This is a genomic window from Nocardia brasiliensis, assembly GCF_011801125.1.
Lineage (GTDB): Bacteria > Actinomycetota > Actinomycetes > Mycobacteriales > Mycobacteriaceae > Nocardia > Nocardia brasiliensis_C.
In genome coordinates, this window is the sequence record NZ_CP046171.1 from 6,847,212 (window position 1) to 6,866,462 (window position 19,251).

The window sequence follows — 19,251 nt, forward strand, 5'->3', positions numbered from 1 at the left end:
ACCGGATTTGGCTCGCGCGCGTCTCGGTTTCGGCCTGCTGGGCGGCCCGGAAAGAGTCAGTTGCCGATGGTGAAGCAGGTGCGGCAGAAGTCCTCGCCGAATTCGGTGAGGCGCAAACTCTTGCGCACGATCTTCGGCGCGCGGCCCGCCTTCTTCAGCGCGGCCTCCACCACCGGCTGCACCTCGAGCACCATGTAGCGGCTGAGCACCACCGGGTCCTCGGAGATCAGGGTCAGGCCGAGCCGCCTGAGGTTGATCAGGTACGACCGGGCGCGGTCCGGATAGCGCACCCCCGCCTGCTCCGGCACCGAGGTCAGATCGCCCTGCACCAGTTCCGAACCGATGCCGAGTGGACGATTGGTGCGCACATCGACCGAGGGCTGCGGGCCGTTCTGCGCCATGAAGCGCAGGATGCGGGCCTCGTCGGGCGCCAGTTCGTCGAGGATTCGGTCGTAGGCCGGGTGCACGTCCTCGGTGAAGTAGACATCGGCCGACCGGGCGAGCAGCGCGTCGCCGCGCCTGCGGAGTTCCTCTGCGCTCGCCGAGCGCAGATACGAACCGACCGCGAGCGCCTGCGGCGCGCCGCCGTGATTGCCCGGCCCGTTCGGCGTCGGCACGTAGCTGACGATCTCGCGCACCGAACCCTCGGTGACGCCGAGCGCGCTACGGGCTATGGAGCGCAACGCATTTCCGGTTCGCTCGGCGATATCGGCGGAGGACTCACCGTCCAGCGCGGCCTGGGTGATCTCCTTGGTGACCTCGTAGGTGGTGCCGACCGCCCACTGCCCGCCGCGCACGACACTGCCCGCCGCGACCCCCGCGGCACGGAACACCCCGCGAATCAGCCGCGCCTCGTTGCTGATCTGGCGCTGTTCGACGTCGGAGCTGCGCTCCACCGCGCGGGAGCCGGTTCGAGTGATGTCCTGTCCGGCCCTGTCGTTTGCCACGTCTACTCCGATATCGCCAGGTGAACGAATCCGCCCCACAGATTACTGCCCCCTGTGTCGTTGGTCATTGTCGCGGTCGAAGCGAGCAGGCGCGGCATTGCCGACAAACACTGTGACCGATATCTCGGCGTGGTTCACCGCGGAGCCACCCACCGGAGCCGAACCGTTCGGTCTCGCCACAATAGAGTCCCGATGCCGACAGGGTGCTACTTTGATGTTCCGGTGAGGCGGCGGTCACCGGTGTGTCGGCAGGAGGGTGTCGTGTTAGAGAGCGTGTTCGGAATCCACCCGACAATCCTGCTCGAGCTATTGACGATCCCGCTTTTCACCGGGGTCATCGGGTACATAACCAACTGGACCGGCGTGCTGATGCTGTTCCGGCCGATCGCGTTCCACGGGGTGCGCCTGCCCGGGCTTCGCGCGTTGTACCCGTTCCTGCCCAAACGAATTCAGGTGCTGCCCCTACTGAGTTATGACGGGCGATTCGGCTGGCAGGGCATCGTGCCCTCGCGTGCGGACAAGATGGCGAGCATCGCGGTCGACAAGGGTCTGGCCAAACTGGGCAGCGTCGCCGACTTCTACCGCGAACTGGAACCGGACAAGCTCGCCGAACATCTGGCGAGCATCGCCGACGAACAGATCCAGGACATCGTCGAAGAAATTCTCAAACGGGAACATCCACAGCTCTGGTACAATCTGCCGACTCAAGTGCGCGAGATGGTGCACGCGCGGGTCAAGCAGCAACTGCCCGATATTCTGCGCGAGCTGACGGATGAATTGGGCGCGAATATTGATCAACTGCTCGATGTGAAGCAGATGGTGATTCGCTACTTCCAGGCCCGGCCGCAACTGCTCAACACGCTGTTCCAGGTACTCGGCGCGAAAGAGCTGCGGTTCATGATCAACTTCGGCTTTTTCTTCGGCGCGCCGATGGGCGCGATCGTGGTCGCCGTGCTGCACCTGACCGGCTGGTCGACCCTGGTCGTGCTGCCGATCGGCGGCGTGATCATCGGCTGGGTGGTCAACTGGGTTGGCATCAACATGATCTTCGCGCCCGCGTACCCGAAGTGGTGGTGCCCGTGGCGGCAAGGCCTGCTGATCAAGCGCCAGTCCGAGATCACCGACGGCTACGCGGAATTGGTGTCCAGTCAGGTGATGACCGTCGCCAACATCGGCGACGAACTGCTCAACGGACCGCGCTCGGACCGGACGATGCAGATGCTAGAGGACACGCTGCGTCCGGCCGCGGACCGCGCGCTCGGCCCCGCCCGGCCCGCGGTCAAATTCATGCTCGGCAGCCGCGAATACGACGCGCTGCAGGACACATTGACCTCCGAGGCCATGACCATCGCCCCGATCGCGTTCGCCGATCCGGAGTTCAACGTGCGCCAGGGCAGGCACATCAACCAGTACATCGCCAGGCAGATGGCCGCGCTGAAGCCGCCGGACTTCGTCGACATGCTGCGCTCGGCGATCAAACAAGATGAGTGGCTGCTTTTTCTGCATGGCGGCGTGTTGGGTCTGTTCGCCGGATACGCTCATATCCTGATCTTCGGAACAGGAGTGGCGAGCACATGGCTGTAGCGAAATCCGACCCCGGCGACGATGCCGGGGCCGTCGAGCACCACCCCGTGGACGCCGTGCCGTCCACGGAACTCGCGCGACGGCCGGACAGCTCGGTCTTACGCGGCGACGAATCCCCTTCGCGCGTCTCCTATCCCGTGGCCACCGTGCGCGCGGCAACCGGCGTCGCACGGGTCACCTGGAGCGCGGTGACCGGTGTGACCGCGTGGGGTGTCGACACCGCGGTCGGAGTCGGCGCGACCGTCGTGCAGCGCAGCATCCAGGGCGTGCCGCCGCGAGAAGTGCTGGCCGAGGCCGAATCCGAGGTGCGCGATCGGGTGCGCCGGGCACTCGGGCTGCCCGAGACGCCGAACGAGCCTGCCGGACAACCCGTTCCGACGCTGCGCGAGCAGGGCGCGGCGCTGTTGCGCCTGTCGGCGGGCACGCACGGCGAGGACGAGAACCATCCGGCCTTCGCGGGCATGCTCGCCGAGCTGACCCCCGACGAGGCCCGCATCCTGCGCTTCCTGCACATGGACGGCCCGCAGCCCTCGATCGATATCCGCACCGGACGCCAGCGACTCGGCGCGGAACGGGCCGCCTCCATGCTGACGCTGGTCGGCGAGCAGGCCGGACTGCGTTTCCCGAACCGGATCCAGCAGTACCTGACCAACCTGCGCAGGCTCGGACTGGTCGAGCACACCCGCGAGCCGGTCGGCAACCCGAACCGGTATCAGCTGCTGGAAGCGCAGGCGCCGGTGCGAGAACTGTTGAAGCGCTCCGGTTTCGGCACCAAGGTGACCTACCGCAGCGTGGGGCTCACCGGGTTCGGCGCGGACTTCGTCCGCACCTGCATTCCGGTCGTCGTGTCCGACGACCGGGCGGCCGGACACTGACCGGGTACGAACCGGCCGGGACCGCCTAGACGTTCTCGGCCAGTTCCATCCAGCGTTCCTCGGCGGCCTCCTTGTCGGCGACCACCTGCTTGAGTTCGGCGTTGAGGGTGACGAGCTTGTCCGGGTCGGTGGCGGCGTCGGCGAGCGCGGTGTGCAACCGCTGCTCGCGTTCGTCGAACTTCTCGATGGCGCGTTCCAACCGCGCCAGTTCCTTGCGCGCGGCGCGCTGGGCCGCGGCATCGGTCACCGGGGCCGCTGACTTGGCCTCGGCCGTGGCCGACCGCGCGGCGGCCTGCCCCTGTGCCGCACGCTTTTTCAGGTACTCGTCGATGCCGCCGGGCAGGTTGGTGAGCTTGCCGTCGCCGAACAGCGCCCAGGTGGTATCGCAGATGCGCTCGATCAGATAGCGGTCGTGACTGATCACCACCAGGGTGCCCGCCCAGTTGTCGAGCAGGTCCTCGAGCTGTTGCAGGGTATCGATGTCGAGATCGTTGGTCGGCTCGTCGAGCAGCAGCACGTTCGGCTCGGCCATCAGGATGCGGGTCAGCTGCAGCCTGCGCCGCTCGCCGCCGGACAGGTCGCCCACCGGTGTGCGCTGGCGCGCTGGGCTGAAGCCGAGTCGCTCAGCCAGCTGGCCCGCGGAGATCTCCTTGTCGCCGAGCATGATTCGCTGTGCGACCTGCTGCACCGCCTCGAGCACCCGCATCTCGGTCGGCAGATCGTCGAGTTCCTGTCGCAGCCAACCGATCTGCACCGTCTGACCCTGAATACGCTTGCCCGCGGCGGGTTCGGTGTCCCCGGCCAGGGTGCGCAGCAGCGTCGTCTTACCCGAGCCGTTCACCCCGACCAAGCCGACCCGCTCGCCCGGCGCGAGCCGCCAGGTCAGATCGCGCACCAGCTCCCGGCCGTCCGGGGTGGTGAGGGTGGTGTCCTCCAGCTCGATCACGACGCGGCCGAGGCGCTTGCGGGCGAACGCGGCCAGCGAGACGCTGTCGCGCGGCGGCGGCACATCGGCGATCAACGCCTCGGCCGCCTCCACCCGATAGCGCGGCTTGGAGGTGCGGGCCTTCGCGCCGCGGCGCAGCCAGGCCAATTCCTTGCGGGCCAGATTGCTGCGCCGCGCCTCGGCGGCATCGGCCTGCCTGGCGCGTTCGGCGCGCGCGAAAATCCAATCGCCGTAACCACCCTCGTAGCTTTCGACCTTGCCGCCGACCACCTCCCAGGTGGCGGTGGCCACGGTGTCGAGGAACCAGCGATCGTGGGTCACCACGACGAGGGCGCTGCGGCGCTCGAGCAGATGCGCGGCCAGCCACTGCACGCCCTCGACGTCGAGATGGTTGGTCGGCTCGTCGAGCACGAGCAGGTCCAGGTCGCGCACCAGGGCGGCGGCCAGCGCGACGCGGCGCCGTTCCCCGCCGGAGAGGTTGTCGATCGAGGTCTCCAGGCCGAGCCCGGCGATGCCGATCCCCTCCAGCACCGAGCGGATGCGCGGATTGGCGGCCCACTCGTGTTCGGCGACATCCTCTTTCATCGCGTCGTCGGCGAGCCCCGCCAGCACGACGGACCCGACCGTCGCCCCCTCCGGCAGCACGCCGCGCTGGGTGACCACCGCGAGCCGGAGCCCGCCGACCCGGCTGACTCGGCCGCTGTCCGGCGGTTCGAGGCCGGTGAGCACCTCGAGCAGGGTCGTCTTGCCTCCACCGTTGAGACCGACGACCCCGATGCGCTCGCCCGCGTGCACGCCGAGTGACACGTTGTCGAGCAGCGGGGTGATCCCGAAGCTCTTGGAGACTTGCTCGAGGTTGATCAGGTTGGACATGGATCCTTCCGGGCTGCGCGGTGCGGGGAGCGATACTCGCCCTGAGCCAGGGTACTGAGCGCCGCCGCACCGGCCACGACCAGCTGAGCGGTCCGCCGGGTTGCGGAGCGAACAGCGTTCGTCTACATTCACTCTACGAACAAGGTTCGTAACGAACCATGTTCATTCGACGAGGGCTTCCCGGGAACCAGAGCCGCGGGTGGAAGCCCCACCTCGCCGGGCGAGGTGCGTGAGGGCGGCCGATCCCTTCCCCCTTTCTGGAGGTCTCCCATGCATGTCGGTCTCGGCCTGCCCATTTCCGATCCCGTGACGCTGCTCGACTGGGCAAGGCGCGCCGACGCCGGTCCATTCAGCACGCTCGGCCTGCTCGATCGACTCGTCTACGACAACCCCGAACCGCTCGTCGCGCTTGCCGCGCTGGCCGGCGCCACCACCCGCATCAAGCTGCAGACCGAGGTGCTGATCGCGCCGCTGCGCGAGCCCGCGCTGCTGGCCAAGCAGGCCGCCACCCTCGACCGCATGTCCGGCGGCCGCTTCGTGCTCGGCCTCGGCGTCGGCGGTCGCCCCGACGACCACATCGCCTCCGGGACCGACCTGCGCACCCGCGGTCGCCGCCTGGACGAACAGCTCGCCGTGCTGCGCCGGATCTGGGCGGGCAAGCCCTACGCCGCCGACTGCGGCCCGATCGGCCCGGCGCCACTGCGCCCCGAGGGCCCCGAACTCCTCTTCGGCGCCTTCCAACCCGCCGCGATCGATCGGGTGGGGCGCTGGGGCGGTGGGCTGCTCGCCGCCGCGGCGCCCTCGTGGGCGGGCGGCCTCTTCGAGACCGCCCGCCGCTCCTGGACCGAGCACGGCCGCCCCGGCGCGCCACGCATCGTCGCCCAGGTCAATGTCGCACTGGGCGACCCTGATCTGATCACCGCCGCCCGCGCCGCGATGGGCGCCTACTACGCGTTCAGCGGCCGAGCCGACTACATGGTCGACGCCATGCTCACCACTCCCGCCGACATCCGCACGGCGATCACGCAATTCGCCGACCTCGGCGCCGACGAGGTCATGTGCTACTGCTACGGAAGCGATGCCGACCAGGTCCAGCGCCTCGCCGACGTGATCGCCTGATCAGTGCTTTCCGGGTGCCTCACTGTTGAGTACCCGCGCACCCGCGACCGGCCCGCTGGCGGTGCGGACGCTGCGGCACACACCCGCGCCCGCCAACTCGGCCGCCACCGCCACCGCGGATTCCTCACTCGCACAGAGGAATGCGCAGGTGGGTCCGGAGCCGGAGACCAAGCCCGCCAGCGCGCCCGCGTTGACGCCCGCACGCAGGGTGCGCCGCAGCTCCGGCTTCAGCGACAGCGCCGCCGCCTGTAGGTCGTTGCCGAGCAGCGGGGCGAGCTGCACCGGGTCACCGAAGGCCAGGGCCTGCATGAGCTGCTGCGGTTCGCCGAGCCGGGGCGGAGTGCCGTTGGCGCGCAGCCGATCCAGTTCGGCGAACACCGCAGGCGTGGACAGCCCGCCCTTGGCCAGGGCGAGCACCCAGTGAAACGTGTTGCGGGACAGCACAGGGAGCAGCCGCTCGCCGCGTCCGGTGCCGAGCGCGGTGCCACCGTGCAGCGCGAAGGGCACATCGCTGCCGAGTTCGGCGGCGAGGGCGGCGAGTTCGTCCCGGCCGAGCCCGAGATCCCACAGTTCGTTGAGGCCGACCAGCGCCGCGGCGGCGTCGGCGCTTCCGCCGGCCATGCCGCCCGCCACCGGAATCCCCTTGGCGATGGCGATTTCCACCAGGGGTGCCCGCCCCGCCAGGTGCGCGAGCCGCACGGCGGCTTTCCACACCAGATTGGTGCGATCGGTCGGCACCTCCGCGGCGCCCTCACCGGATACCCGCACCGCGAGCGAGGCGGCCGGGGCGATCTCCAGATCGTCGCTGAGCGAGAGCGCTTGGAACACTGTCGTCAGGTCGTGGAAGCCGTCCGCGCGCAGGTCACCGACACCGAGATGGAGGTTCACCTTGGACGGTGCCCGCACGGCGATGGGACTTGGGACAACTGACAGCACGATGCCCTAGCGTAACGGGTGGGCTCGGCGGTTGCTCGCGTCGATATGCGCCTTTCACCCGATGTGAATCTTTCGGTTACGGCAATCCGCCGCCGAGAGCATCGATCCAGCGCCGCACGTCGCGGCAACCATCACCCGAGGCGGCGGACCCGATGATCCGGGTCACGTCGGCAACCCGGCGATCACCACTTGCCAGCCATACCCCTTAGGGGTATGTTCGAATCAGTCGGGGGTACCCCCGGCCCGTATTATCGAAAGAAAGCGAAGGAGTCGGAGATGCCCAGTTCCACCTACACCGTCGCGGGGATGACCTGCGGACACTGCGTGAGCTCCGTCAAGACGGAGATCGGCAAGATCGACGGTGTCACCAGCGTCGACGTCGACCTCGCCTCCGGCGCGGTCACGGTCGCGAGCACCGCCCCGATCGCGGACGCCGCCATCGCCGCCGCCGTGGACGAGGCCGGGTACGAAGTCACCGTCTGACCACCCGACCCGGTCGAAACCGGCCGGTCCCCAGGGTTTTTCGGATACCGGAAGCCGGACGGCACCCCGCCGTCCGGCTTTCGCGTGCGGGCACTAATATGACGTTTTCTGTAGTGTGCCCCACACGAATCATCCACAGGCTCATCCACATCCGGCGATACCGGCGGCCGCGGCGTGGCCACCGCATGGCAGCCCGTCGGCCCTCAGCGAGCCATACCCGCGATGAGCTGGGCTTATTGCGTCACGCGGATCGATAAGGCGGGCAATCGAATCGGCGGCTGGCCCACGCCGCAAATCCGGCTCCGGCCATCCCTTGACCCGAGTTATCCACAATGCGCATCGCCGAAACAGCTGGTCGGGAAACCAGGTCAGGCCTGCGCGGCCAACCGGACGAACGCCGCGGTATCGAGGGTCTCGCCCCGCGCCGTCGGGGCGATGCCCGCGGCGACCAGGCGCCGTTCGGCCTCGGCGGGCGAACCGGCCCAGCCGGAAAGCGCCGCGCGCAGCGTCTTTCGTCGTTGTGCGAACGCGGCGTCGACCACCTCGAACACGCGCCGCCGGTGCTCGGCATCGATCGGCCACGGCGGTTCGGCATACCGTTCGACCCGGACCAGGCCCGAATCGACCCGCGGCACCGGCCAGAAGACCTGGGTACCGACGGCGCCTGCGCGCCGCACCTTGCCGAAGAAGCCCGCCTTCACGCTCGGCACGCCGTAGATGCGGTTGCCCGGCTCGGCGGCGAGCCGATCGGCCACCTCCGCCTGCACCATCACCAAAGAGACCGCGATGCTCGGCAATTCGGCGAGCAGATGCAGCAGCACCGGCACCGCGACGTTGTAGGGCAGGTTCGCCACCAGCGCGGTCGGCGTCGCGGGCAGGTCGGCGGCCGCGACCCGCAGCGCGTCGGCGTGCACCACCGACAGTCGGTCGGCCAGCTCCGGCGCCCGATCGGCGACAGTGACCGGCAGGTGCCGCGCGAGCACCGGATCGATCTCGACGGCGACCACCGAGTCCACCACGTCGAGCAGCGCCAGCGTCAGCGACCCCAGCCCGGGACCGACCTCGAGCACCACGTCGTCGCGACCGACGCCGGCCGCCGCGACGATCCGGCGCACGGTGTTCGCGTCGTGCACGAAGTTCTGCCCGAGCTGCTTGGTCGGCCGGACGCCGAGTCGCTCGGCCAGCACCCGCACCTCGGCGGGCCCCAGCAGGGCGGCACTCCCACGACCAGCAATTTCGGCTTCGGACACCCAGAGAACCTATCAATCCCCGCCCGGCGGGCCTACCGCTCGGCCGGGCTCGCCTTGATGCGGTCCAGGAAGGAGTCGATGGCGGTCTGCATGGACGGACTGATCTCGGTGTGCCGACCGGTGCCGACGACGGTCTGGAAGTCGACCCGGTTGGCGGCGAACTGCGCGACCAGCGCGGCGTGCAGCGGGGAGGGCACGACCGTGTCGGTGGCATTGAGCAGCAACAGGATCGGCGCGTTGTATCCGGCGGTCGGCACGGTCAGGTATTCGTTCAGCGCGGAGCGGATGGGCTCGGTGCCCAGCGACTCGTCGAGCAGGTCACCGACGCCAAGGCCGTGCACCCGCTCCCCGATGCGGTCCAGGCACAGCGTGCCGACGCTGTCCAGCACGGCCCGGCCCTGCGGGGTGAGGTACTGGTCGACACGCACGTCGGGGTGGGCGGCGCGCAACCCGGCCAGGATGCTGACGAAGAAGCTCATCGCGCCGTCGGTGTCGGGCAGCGCGGGCACGAGCGGACCGGCCAGCGGCAGCACCTTCTCCACATCGGACTCGGGATCGATCGATATCGTGCCGCGGAAATCCAGGTCCGGCGCGTAGGTCACCTGCCGATGCGCGGTGGCCAGCGCGGCCTGCCCGCCCTGTGAACCACCGAAAACCGCCCAGGTGCGCGAGAGTTCGGGATGGGCGGCGCGCGCCGCGTGCAGCAGGTCCAGCGTGGCCGTCGCCTCAGTGCTGATCTCGAGATAGGGATGCGGACCGGTGTTGAACCGGCCGAGCCCGAGATAGTCGGGCGCGACCACCGCGAAGCCGCGGGCCAGGAAACTTTGGATCAGCCGTTCCTCCCTGGCCCGGCTCTCCGGGTAGGGCCGGCCGGACGGATCGGACTGCCCGCCGCAACCCATCCCGAGCCCGGTGGTGCCGTGGTCGTAGGCGATGATCGGCCAGCCCGCGGCAGGCGGCGTGCCCCGCGGCACGAACAACGCCCCGCTGGCCGGCCGCGGCGTCCCGTCCGAGCCGCGCATCCAGTACTCGAGCACCGAGCCGCCCGAGGTGCCGCGCCAGCCGTCCGGCCGCGCGGTCTCCGAGATCAGCGACCCGGGGGCCGCCGCGTTGGCGGGTGCGGCGGGGACGAGCAACGCGGCGCTCACCGACAACGCCGTCACCGCGATCGCTCGCTTGCACATCTGGACAACTCGCACCGCACACCTCACAACCCGACCCACACGTCCCAAACCTGGACGAGTGTATAGATCAGCCGGATAGTGCCGGGTCAGCGTGGCGCGGCCCCGAAGCACAGGCGAAATCCCGGTCGCACCACAGTGACCCGGGTCACCCTCAGCTGATGCCGAGCCTGCTGGTGCACGCGGGCCAGGCGCCCCAGCCCTGCCGGGCCCGGGTGATCTCGGCGATGGCGATCTGTTCCTCGCGGGTGGCGAGGTCGGCGCGGGGCGCGTACTTCAAGCCGCCCTGACGTTCCCAGGTGCCCTGATCGAATTGGATGCCGCCGTAGTAGCCGTTGCCGTTGTTGATGCTCCAGTTACCGGTTGACTCGCAGCGGGCCAGCGCGTCCCAGATCGCGCCGTCGCGCACCGGCGGCACCTCGGTGCCCGGCTTGGCGCCCTTGCGAATGGTTTTCGGCTGGGCCGTGACGGTCACCGTCGAGTTGATCGGCTTGCGATCCACCTCGACGCCGTTGACCATCGTGACGGCGAAGGTGACGTCCTGCACCCCGGGCGCGCCCGGGGTCTCCACCACCGAGCGGCTCATGTTCATGGTCGGGTCCTCGATCACGTTCTCCGGCGGATCCAGCGGCAGCGTCTCGGTCCGCTGCTCGATCCGCTTGCGCGTCACCGTGATGCGCTGCCCCTCGACGAGCGGCGTGGACGCCGCCGGCTCGACCGTGTCCTGCTCCAGCAGCGGAACACCCGCCACCGTGAGGAACTCCCCCACCGTCGGCGCCGCGAGCCGGACATCGACGAAGGAACCGTCGCCGTCGCGCAGCGAGACCGAGCGCGGCGTCGCGACCTGGAGCGCGGCGCCTTCCAGCGGAAGCTTCTCCGACCGCGCCGGGGAGACGTACACCTCGGCGGGCAGATCCAGCTGTTCGAGCGCCTCGCCCGCGGTCAGGCCGGTGGTCCACACCTTGCGCGCCTTGCCGTCGACCCGCAGCTCGACCTCACGGGCGCGATTGAGCGTGATGGTCGCACCGTCGCTGATCCGCGCGGCCAGCGCGGGCGCCACTTTGTCCCGCTCGGTGACGGCGAACCCGGCCGCGCGCAGCACGCCGCGCACATCGGTGGACATCGTGGTCTCGAACAGCTTCTCGCCGTCGACGACCACGGTGACCGTCTTGCGGTGCACGATCGCCAGGCCTGCGCCGACGATCAGCGTCATCAGCAGCGCCGCGACCGCCGCGTACAGCAGCGGCGAGCGGGACTGGTTGATCCGCGCCACCGGCCACAGCATCGCGGAGCGATCCCGTGGAGGGCGGTTCTCGGAGGACGGATGGGCCATGGTCACAGCACGATAACGAAGGGGTCGGGGGCCGACAACCTAAAGTCGCTTCAGCTGGGGCTTTCAATATCACGGAGCGATATCGACGCCGCAGGTTAATCACGAAACGGGGCTATGACAGTGACGTAGGACACATTTCGCATGTCCAGGGCCCTTACGGGTATCCGCGCGCGGGCTCGCGGAATTAGACGGATGATCAGATTCCGTAGACGCGCCGCGCGTTCGCGGTACTGATCTTCGCGAGTTCCGCCGGGTCCTGTTCGCGCAATTGTGCGAGTGCGCGCACGGTGTACGGCAGGCAATACGGTTCGTTGGGCGCACCGCGAAATGGATGCGGCGTCAGATAGGGCGCGTCCGTTTCGACCAGAATTTGCGCATCGGGCACGACCTTCGCGGCCTCACGCAACTCGTGCGCATTCTTGAAACTCACCGTGCCGGAGAAACTCAGCACATAGCCCTCGGCCACACACGACAGCGCCATATTCGTGTCCGAGGAAAAGCAGTGGAAGATCACGGTGTCCGGCGCGCCCTCGTCGAGCAGCACGGTCAGCAGATCATGATCGGCCTCGCGATTGTGGATCATCAACGGTTTGCCCAGCCGCTTCGCCAGGTCGATATGCCAGCGGAAGCCCTCGATCTGGGTCTCGATATCGGCGCAGCCGTCGAGCTTGCCCGGCCAGTAGTAGTCCAGGCCGGTCTCGCCGATCGCGACCACCCGAGGATCGGCGCCGAGGCGTTCCAGTTCCGCCTTCGCCGCGTCGTCGAGCGCGTTCGCGCGCGTCGGATGCAGCGCGACCGCGGCGTACACCCGCGAATCCCAGTGCGCCGCTTGCACGGCCCATCGCGCCGCGGCCAGATCGTCGGCGACGGTCACCACCTGGCCGACGCCGACCGAGGCGGCGCGGTCCACGATCGCCGCGGTCGAGGCCGCGTCGGTGGCGCCGCAGGCATCGAGATGGGTGTGCGCGTCGATGATCGGCGCGAGCGGCTCCGGCAGGTCCGGAGCTGGGCGCTTGCCGCTCACCGCGGACCCCCGGCGACGCCGGCGAGCGTGCAGTGGATGTTCACGCGAACGAGGAAGAGCACGCGGATTACAGTAGACCCACCATGAGCGACGTCGACCGCCCCGCCTTCTACATCACAACGGCCATCGCGTACCCCAACGGTGCGCCGCATATCGGGCATGCGTACGAGTACATCTCGGCCGACGCCATCGCCCGGTTCAAACGTCTCGACGGGTACGACGTCTTCTTCATGACGGGTACCGACGAGCACGGCCAGAAGATGCAGCAGACGGCCGCCGCCGAGGGCATCCCGGTGCAGGAGCTCGCGGCGCGCAACTCGGATGTGTTCGAGGCGCTGGACAAGACCCTCGAGATCTCCTTCGACCGCTTCATCCGCACGACCGACGAGGACCATCAGGCGGCGTGCGTCGCGATCTGGGAGCGGATGCTCGCCAACGGCGACATCTACCTCGGCAACTACTCGGGCTGGTACTCGGTGCGCGACGAGGCGTTCTACACCGAGGAAGAGACCACGCTGCTCGACGACGGCACCAGGATCTCCACCGAGTCGAAGACGCCGGTCACCTGGACCGAGGAGTCGAACTACTTCTTCCGCCTCTCCGCCTACCAGGACCGGCTGCTCGCGCTGTACGAGGAACATCCCGAATTCATCGCGCCCGCCACGCGGCGCAACGAGATCGTCAGCTACGTCAAGGCCGGTCTGAAGGATCTGTCCATCTCGCGCACCACCTTCGACTGGGGCGTTCCGGTACCGGGCCACCCCGATCACGTGATGTACGTATGGGTCGACGCGCTGACCAACTACATCACCGGCGTCGGCTTCCCGGATACCGAATCCGCGGCGTTCCAGCGGTTCTGGCCCGCCGACGTGCACATCATCGGCAAGGACATCACCCGGTTCCACACCGTGTACTGGCCCGCGTTCCTGCTCTCGGCCGGCGTGCGGCTGCCGAAACGCGTTTACGTGCACGGGTTCCTGTACAACAAGGGCGAGAAGATGTCCAAGTCGGTCGGCAACGTGGTCGACCCGCTGGAGCTGGTGCAGCACTACGGACTCGACGCGGTGCGCTTCTTCCTGCTCCGCGAGATCTCCTACGGTCAGGACGGCAGCTACAGCCACGAGGCGATCGTCGGCCGGATCAATGCCGACCTGGCCAACGAGTTCGGCAACCTGGTCCAGCGCAGCACCAAACTGGTGGCGCGCGACTGCGGCGGCGCGGTGCCGACCCCCGGCGAGTTCACCGCCGACGACCGCGCGCTGCTCGACCTGGCCAACGGCCTGCTCGATCGGTGCCGCGCCGAATTCGACGCCCAGCAGCTGCATCTCGCGCTGGAGGCGATCTGGCTGACCCTCGGCGAGACCAACCGATACTTCTCCGCGCAGGCGCCGTGGGCGCTGGCCAAGTCCGGCACCCCGGAGGACCTGGCCCGCGAGGCGACCGTGCTGTACGTGACGCTCGAGGTGCTGCGCATCGTGGCGATCCTGGTGCAGCCGGTGATGCCCGGTTCGGCGAGCAAGATCCTCGATCAGCTCGGCCAGTCCGAGCGCACCTTCGCCGATATCGCGACACCGATCGCCGCGGGCATCGCATTGCCCGCGCCGGAACCGGTGTACCCCAAGTACATCGAGCCCAAGGAGTAATCGCGCCCCGGCGAATCAGGCTCTGCCCGCACCACGTGCGCGACGCTGCCGGACAGTGTCGCGCACGCGGTGCGCCGAAACCCCTACCGGTGCGTAATCGCCTGGCGCGCAGCGGGATAATGCGGGGTTACGGTGACTCGTGGTCGGCCGACGAGGGAGGGCAAGTATGCGCCGAGAGTTAGCGACAGAAGGCACGGCACCGACGGCCGGCGGCGCGGAACCGAGTTCCGGCTTCGCCGACCGGCATCGCGCCGCCCGCGACGCCGTCCTGGTCTCCCAGCGCGGACGACTGATCGAGGCGATGGTCGAATGCGTGGACTGCAAGGGGTATCCGGCCACGACGCTCACCGATATCGTCGCCAGGGCCCGGGTCTCGCGCAGCACCTTCTACGAGCATTTCGCCAACAAGGAGCAGTGTTTCGTCGAGGCGGTGCACACCGGCGTCGACATTGTGGCGGGCCGGATCGCCGAGGAGCTCGCGCAGCTGGCACCCGACGCCGACCCCACGGCGCGGATCGCCTCGATCGTCGTCACCTTCTGCGAAACCGTGGCCACCGAACCGGATTTCGCCCGGCTGATCCTCGTCGAGTCGTTCAAGGTGAACCAGCAGGCGGTCGACTACCGCGACCTCGCGGTCGACCGCTTCGCCGAGCTGTACCGGATCTTCTACCATCATGCGCGCCAAGCAGATCCGAGTCTGCCCGAACTCTCCGACGAGTTGATCACACTCATTCCCGACGCCATCGGCGAGCGCACCCGCCGCGTCATCGTCGCCGACGGCCCCGCCCACGTCCCCGCGCTGGCGCCGCTGTTCATCGACTTCGTCACCACCGCCCTCGGGCTCCGAACCCGTTCGGACGCAGCAGGATAGGCCTCAGAACAGCGCCCGGCACCGCGTCCGGAGCGCGGACGCGGCACCGGAACGACTCACTTCCAGCGGGCCAGGAGCCGCTCGATCTCGGCGGTGAGGGCGCGCTGCAGGAACGGGCCGAAGCTGACCCGGGCCACGCCCTGCGCGGCGAGCACCGCCTTGTCGGACTTGTCGGGCAGACCGACCATGCTCACGGGCAACGGCAATTCGCCGGTGAGCCTGCGCACGTCGGCGTCTTCGCGCGCACCCGCGGGGAAGAGCACGTCGGCACCCGCGGCGGCGGCCAGGCGCAGGCGTTCGATCGCCCGGTCCACCCGGTCGGCCTTGTCACCGTCGGCCCGGATGAACAGGTCGGTCCTGGCGTTCACCACCACGTGCACGCCCGCCGCATCGGCGAACTGGCGCAGGCCGTGCACGAAGTCGGCATGCTCCTGCGGCGCGCGCAGCCGCCCGCCCTCGCTGTGCACCGTGTCCTCGATGTTGAGGCCGACGGCACCGGCCTCGAGCAGGCCCTCGATCAGCTGGGCCGGCTCGAGGCCGTACCCGGATTCCAGGTCGACCGACACCGGCACCTCGACCGCCTCGGCGATCTGACGCACCCGGGTGAGCGACTCGGCGAAGGTCATCCCCTCGCCGTCGGCGCGCCCGAGCGAGTCCGCGACCGGGTGGCTGCCCACGGTGAGCGCCGAAAAGCCAGCCGCCACAGCGACTTTCGCGGACCATGCGTCCCAGATGGTCGGCACGACCACGGGCTCGCCAGGACGGTGCAGCGCGAGAAATTCCTTTGCCTTGTTCTCCAGAGAAGTCATAGGACCATCTTCGCTCAGCCCGAGCCTGCGTGGGGGTCCGCACCCGCACCGGCCAGACCATCGACCCGCGCGCGACAGACCGTCAGCCCCACCCCGGGCGGACCCTCAGTCCGTGCCGTCGCGGCGCGCGGTCAGTACGGCGTCGTAGAGCTCGTTGCGAGAGACGTTGTGGTCGGTGGCGATTCGGGCGCAGGCGTCCTTGAGGCGCAGGCCCGCGGCGGCCAGCGACTCGACCTCGGCGACCAGATCGGCGGGATCGGCCGCCTTCGGCTGCGCACCTGCCAGCACCACGGTGATCTCTCCGCGCGCGCCGTCGACGGCCCAGGCGGCGAGCTCGGCGAGGGTGCCGCGCACGACCTCCTCGTAGGTCTTGGTGAGTTCCCGGCAGACGGCGGCGCGCCGGTCGGGGCCGAGCACCTCGACCGCGTCGGCCAGGCAGTCGGCGAGCCGATGCGGCGCCTCGAAGAACACACAGGCCCGCGGCTCGGCGGCCAAGGTGCGCAACCACTCTCGCCGCTGCCCCGACTTGCGCGGCGAGAACCCGTCGAAGCAGAACCGCTCCACCGGCAGCGCGGAAAGGGCAAGCGCCGTCGTGACCGCCGAAGGTCCGGGCAGGCAGGTCACCGGCAGATCCCGCTCCGCGCAGGCGGCGACCAGCCGATAACCGGGGTCGCTGACCGACGGCATGCCTGCGTCGGTGACCAGCAGCACCGTGCGCCCGGACTCGATCTCCGCGAGCAGCGCCGGGATTCGCGCGGTCTCGACGTGGTCGTAGAAGCTCACCACCCGCCCGGTGATCGTCACCTCCAGCGCCTTGGCCAGCGACTTGGTCCGCCGGGTGTCCTCCGCCGCGACGATGTCGGCCGAGCCGAGCGCGTCGCGCAGTCGCTGCGACGCGTCGCCGATCTCGCCCATCGGCGTCGCCGCGAGCACCAGCCTGCCCGCCCCTGTCGCGTCGTCCGCCACCGTTCTCCCGTCTCGTCACTGCCCGCCGAAAACCAGACCTGAGCCTAGCTGTCTCATCAGTCCGGGCCGGATGCCTCCGCGGTTCAGCTCGTCGCCCGGCAAGGCGGAGCAGGAGCCGATACCGGGTTGTCTCGGCGACGACGACACGCGGCCAGGCCGCGAGCCGGACCGCGGCGGCAACTCATGCGACAGGGCCTCATGCCTCGTCCGATGCCGAAGTTCCTGGGAGTGCCTGCCGCGCGCGGGCAGTCCACCGGAAGACCCGTCGCCGGAAGCGTTCCGAACGCCCACCCGCTACCTTCGGTATGTGATCGTGACCACGCGGCGGGCACCCGCGTGCTATGTGATCAACACAGCGGCGGGCTCACCGATGCACGACCGCGCGGGGCGCACAGCATACGATCGGGGCGTGACACAGGTGACCGACCAGCGCGCGACCGCACCATTCGGGGCGGTGCCCTCCTGGTCGAGCCCCGCGCCACGGCGCCCGTCCCCCGATTTCGGGCCGACCGATACGCTGCGCGGCTGGCTGGTCACCGCGTTCCTCACCGCGATCGCCGCGGTCACTCGGTTCACGATGCTGAACTACCCGACCGACGCGGGCACCCCCGTGTTCGACGAGAAGCACTACGCGCCGCAGGGCTGGCAGATGCTGACCGGCGGGTGGGTCGAGGACAACCCCGGTTACGGGCTCGTGGTGCACCCACCGATCGGCAAGCAGCTCATCGCGATCGGCGAGGCGATCTTCGGCTACAACGGCTGGGGCTGGCGCTTCGCGTCCGCGGTGGCGGGCACGCTGCTGGTCCTGCTGGTGATCCGCATCGTACGCAGGATGACCAGATCGACACTGATCGGCGCGATCGCGGGCATCCTGCTGATCGCCGACGGGCTCACCTTCGTCTCCTCCCGCATCGGCATGCTCGACATCTTCCTGGCGCTGTTCGTCACCGCGGCCTTCGGCTGTCTGATCGTCGACCGGGACGAGGTGCGGGCCAGAATGGCGCGTGTCGACGCGGAGGGCCGGATCGGGGTGACCCGCTGGGGACCTCGACTCGGCGTGCGCTGGTGGCGCTTCGGCGCGGGCGTCATGCTCGGCCTCGCCTGCGGGACGAAATGGTCCGGCGTCTATTTCATCGTCGCGTTCGGGCTGCTCAGCGTCTGCTTCGATCTGGCCGCCCGGCGCGCGTACGGCGTGCGAAGTCCCTGGTACGGCACCGCGATCCGGGACATCGGGCCCGCGCTGTACGCGCTGGTGCTGGTGCCGCTGGGGCTGTACGTGGCCAGCTACTGGGCCTGGTTCGCCAGCGAGACCGGCATCGACCGCTACATGGCGGGCAACCCGTCCGCCCCGGCGGACCCGATCGGCACCGGCGGCTTCTGGTCGCACATCGCGCCCGACGCCCTGCGCTCGCTCTGGTACTTCAACGCCAGGGCCCTGGAATTCCATGAGGGCCTGACCAATTCGGCGGGCAATCACCATCCCTGGGAGTCCAAGCCGTGGACCTGGCCGATGGGCCTGCGCCCGATGCTCTACTACTACGCCGACAACGGCGTCAGCGGGTGCGGCCAGACCCAGTGCGTCAAGGCGGTGATGCTCATCGGCACCCCCGCCATCTGGTGGCTCGCGCTGCCCATGATCGCGTGGCTGCTGTGGCGCGGCGTGGTGCGCCGCGACTGGCGCAACGCCGCGGTGCTCGTCGGCTACGGCGCCGCGCTACTGCCCTGGTTCCTCACCCTCGACCGGCAGATGTACTACTTCTACGCCGTCGCCCTCGCACCGTTCCTGGTGATGGGCATGGCGCTGGTGCTCGGCGACGTGCTCGGGCCGTCGCGGCGAATACCCGTGCCGCGCAGCCCCGTCGGCACCTATCTACCGGTGGCGCCGGACGAACGTCACGCCCTCGGGCTGCTCGCCGTCTGTCTGTATCTCGGCCTGGTGATCGCCAACTTCATCTGGCTGTGGCCGATTCTCACCGCGCTGCCGATCACGCCGGGCAATTGGCACGACCACCTGTGGCTGCCCAGCTGGCGCTAGCGGCACCGGCTCAACCGTCCAGCGCGGCCTTCACGTAGCGCAGCGCCGTCGCGTCGTCGAGGCCGAGTCGCCGCACGGTGGCGACGTAGGCCGTCGCCGCCCGACCCGCGACATCACGGGTCGGATCGCCCGAGGAGGCGATGAAAGAGCCCTGCCTGCCCCGGGTTTCGACGACGCCGTCGGCCTCGAGCTCGCGGTACGCGCGGGCCACCGTGTTCGGCGCCAGGCCGAGCTGGGCGGCCAGTGCGCGGACCGTGGGGATCTTCGTGCCCGCGGTCAGCACACCGGAGCGCACCTGCGCGATGATCCCCATGCGTAACTGCTCGTACGGCGCGACCGCCGACTCATGTGACACCGTGATATTGAACATCGCTCA

The 19,251-nt window shown here is 69.2% G+C and carries 17 protein-coding genes; 7 read left to right on the top strand and 10 right to left on the bottom strand.

Annotated features, from left to right (window positions below; genetic code table 11):
• Positions 1 to 56: 56 nt before the first annotated feature.
• Positions 57 to 947, bottom strand: a complete 891-nt coding sequence (locus tag F5X71_RS31335) for a DUF4393 domain-containing protein (protein ID WP_167465239.1) — start codon at positions 945 to 947, stop codon at positions 57 to 59.
• A gap of 192 nt (positions 948 to 1,139) precedes the next feature.
• Between F5X71_RS31335 and F5X71_RS31340 the strand changes: the two genes are divergently transcribed.
• Both F5X71_RS31340 and F5X71_RS31345 read left to right on the top strand, forming a co-directional pair.
• Positions 1,140 to 2,531: a DUF445 domain-containing protein gene (locus tag F5X71_RS31340; protein ID WP_428981511.1), complete on the top strand. Its 1,392-nt coding sequence runs from the start codon at positions 1,140 to 1,142 to the stop codon at positions 2,529 to 2,531.
• Positions 2,522 to 3,406, top strand: coding sequence for an Abi-alpha family protein (locus tag F5X71_RS31345; RefSeq protein ID WP_167465240.1), 885 nt, complete (start codon positions 2,522 to 2,524; stop codon positions 3,404 to 3,406). The genes F5X71_RS31340 and F5X71_RS31345 overlap by 10 nt, the downstream gene beginning before the upstream one ends.
• A 25-nt stretch (positions 3,407 to 3,431) precedes the next feature.
• On the opposite strand, the gene F5X71_RS31350 is transcribed toward F5X71_RS31345, so the two are convergent.
• On the bottom strand, positions 3,432 to 5,225 hold the full coding sequence (locus F5X71_RS31350; RefSeq protein ID WP_167465241.1) for an ABC-F family ATP-binding cassette domain-containing protein: 1,794 nt from the start codon (positions 5,223 to 5,225) through the stop codon (positions 3,432 to 3,434).
• Between the two features lie 270 nt (positions 5,226 to 5,495).
• Between F5X71_RS31350 and F5X71_RS31355 the strand changes: the two genes are divergently transcribed.
• Positions 5,496 to 6,344, top strand: a complete 849-nt coding sequence (locus F5X71_RS31355; protein ID WP_167465242.1) for an LLM class flavin-dependent oxidoreductase — start codon at positions 5,496 to 5,498, stop codon at positions 6,342 to 6,344.
• Here the strand turns inward: F5X71_RS31355 and F5X71_RS31360 are convergent, their stop codons facing one another.
• A complete protein-coding gene (locus tag F5X71_RS31360) occupies positions 6,345 to 7,280 on the bottom strand; it encodes a 4-(cytidine 5'-diphospho)-2-C-methyl-D-erythritol kinase (protein ID WP_167465243.1) in 936 nt (311 codons plus the stop codon).
• 276 nt (positions 7,281 to 7,556) lie between these two features.
• On the opposite strand from F5X71_RS31360, the gene F5X71_RS31365 reads away from it, so the two are divergent.
• Entirely contained in the window at positions 7,557 to 7,763 is a 207-nt protein-coding gene (locus F5X71_RS31365) for a heavy-metal-associated domain-containing protein (protein WP_167465244.1), read from the top strand.
• Between the two features lie 368 nt (positions 7,764 to 8,131).
• Here the strand turns inward: F5X71_RS31365 and rsmA are convergent, their stop codons facing one another.
• The 4 genes from rsmA to F5X71_RS31385 all read right to left on the bottom strand — a co-directional run bounded on the left by rsmA (position 8,132) and on the right by F5X71_RS31385 (position 12,551).
• The gene (rsmA, locus tag F5X71_RS31370) at positions 8,132 to 9,013 is read right to left on the bottom strand and encodes a 16S rRNA (adenine(1518)-N(6)/adenine(1519)-N(6))-dimethyltransferase RsmA (protein WP_167465245.1); all 882 of its coding nucleotides are present in this window, start codon (positions 9,011 to 9,013) and stop codon (positions 8,132 to 8,134) included.
• A gap of 32 nt (positions 9,014 to 9,045) precedes the next feature.
• Entirely contained in the window at positions 9,046 to 10,212 is a 1,167-nt protein-coding gene (locus tag F5X71_RS31375) for a lipase family protein (protein ID WP_428981420.1), read from the bottom strand.
• Between the two features lie 136 nt (positions 10,213 to 10,348).
• A complete protein-coding gene (locus tag F5X71_RS31380) occupies positions 10,349 to 11,476 on the bottom strand; it encodes a resuscitation-promoting factor (RefSeq protein ID WP_167466888.1) in 1,128 nt (375 codons plus the stop codon).
• Positions 11,477 to 11,723: 247 nt separating this feature from the next.
• Complete coding sequence (locus F5X71_RS31385) at positions 11,724 to 12,551, bottom strand: TatD family hydrolase (RefSeq protein WP_167465247.1); 828 nt, start codon at positions 12,549 to 12,551, stop codon at positions 11,724 to 11,726.
• Between the two features lie 32 nt (positions 12,552 to 12,583).
• On the opposite strand from F5X71_RS31385, the gene metG reads away from it, so the two are divergent.
• Positions 12,584 to 14,194, top strand: coding sequence for a methionine--tRNA ligase (gene metG, locus F5X71_RS31390; RefSeq protein WP_275106755.1), 1,611 nt, complete (start codon positions 12,584 to 12,586; stop codon positions 14,192 to 14,194).
• A 166-nt stretch (positions 14,195 to 14,360) separates the two neighbouring features.
• Positions 14,361 to 15,065: a TetR/AcrR family transcriptional regulator gene (locus F5X71_RS31395; RefSeq protein ID WP_167465249.1), complete on the top strand. Its 705-nt coding sequence runs from the start codon at positions 14,361 to 14,363 to the stop codon at positions 15,063 to 15,065.
• A 56-nt stretch (positions 15,066 to 15,121) separates the two neighbouring features.
• Here the strand turns inward: F5X71_RS31395 and F5X71_RS31400 are convergent, their stop codons facing one another.
• Together F5X71_RS31400 and rsmI are read right to left on the bottom strand one after the other, a co-directional pair.
• The gene (locus F5X71_RS31400; RefSeq protein WP_167465250.1) at positions 15,122 to 15,874 is read right to left on the bottom strand and encodes an isocitrate lyase/PEP mutase family protein; all 753 of its coding nucleotides are present in this window, start codon (positions 15,872 to 15,874) and stop codon (positions 15,122 to 15,124) included.
• Between the two features lie 105 nt (positions 15,875 to 15,979).
• The gene (gene rsmI, locus F5X71_RS31405) at positions 15,980 to 16,840 is read right to left on the bottom strand and encodes a 16S rRNA (cytidine(1402)-2'-O)-methyltransferase (protein ID WP_167465251.1); all 861 of its coding nucleotides are present in this window, start codon (positions 16,838 to 16,840) and stop codon (positions 15,980 to 15,982) included.
• A 409-nt stretch (positions 16,841 to 17,249) separates the two neighbouring features.
• Between rsmI and F5X71_RS31410 the strand changes: the two genes are divergently transcribed.
• Entirely contained in the window at positions 17,250 to 18,875 is a 1,626-nt protein-coding gene (locus F5X71_RS31410; protein WP_167465252.1) for a dolichyl-phosphate-mannose--protein mannosyltransferase, read from the top strand.
• A gap of 10 nt (positions 18,876 to 18,885) precedes the next feature.
• Here F5X71_RS31410 and F5X71_RS31415 read toward each other — a convergent pair whose 3' ends face one another.
• A complete protein-coding gene (locus F5X71_RS31415; protein WP_167465253.1) occupies positions 18,886 to 19,245 on the bottom strand; it encodes a GntR family transcriptional regulator in 360 nt (119 codons plus the stop codon).
• Between the last annotated feature and the right edge of the window lie 6 nt (positions 19,246 to 19,251).

Excerpts from the sequence above, each read along its gene's own strand:
- F5X71_RS31340 (WP_428981511.1), top strand. The coding sequence starts at position 1,140 with ATGCCGACAGGGTGCTACTTTGATGTTCCGGTGAGGCGGCGGTCACCG.
- F5X71_RS31400 (WP_167465250.1), bottom strand. The coding sequence starts at position 15,874 with ATGACTTCTCTGGAGAACAAGGCAAAGGAATTTCTCGCGCTGCACCGT.
- F5X71_RS31395 (WP_167465249.1), top strand. The coding sequence starts at position 14,361 with ATGCGCCGAGAGTTAGCGACAGAAGGCACGGCACCGACGGCCGGCGGC.
- F5X71_RS31415 (WP_167465253.1), bottom strand. The coding sequence starts at position 19,245 with ATGTTCAATATCACGGTGTCACATGAGTCGGCGGTCGCGCCGTACGAG.
- F5X71_RS31365 (WP_167465244.1), top strand. The coding sequence starts at position 7,557 with ATGCCCAGTTCCACCTACACCGTCGCGGGGATGACCTGCGGACACTGC.
- F5X71_RS31345 (WP_167465240.1), top strand. The coding sequence starts at position 2,522 with ATGGCTGTAGCGAAATCCGACCCCGGCGACGATGCCGGGGCCGTCGAG.
- F5X71_RS31350 (WP_167465241.1), bottom strand. The coding sequence starts at position 5,225 with ATGTCCAACCTGATCAACCTCGAGCAAGTCTCCAAGAGCTTCGGGATC.
- F5X71_RS31355 (WP_167465242.1), top strand. The coding sequence starts at position 5,496 with ATGCATGTCGGTCTCGGCCTGCCCATTTCCGATCCCGTGACGCTGCTC.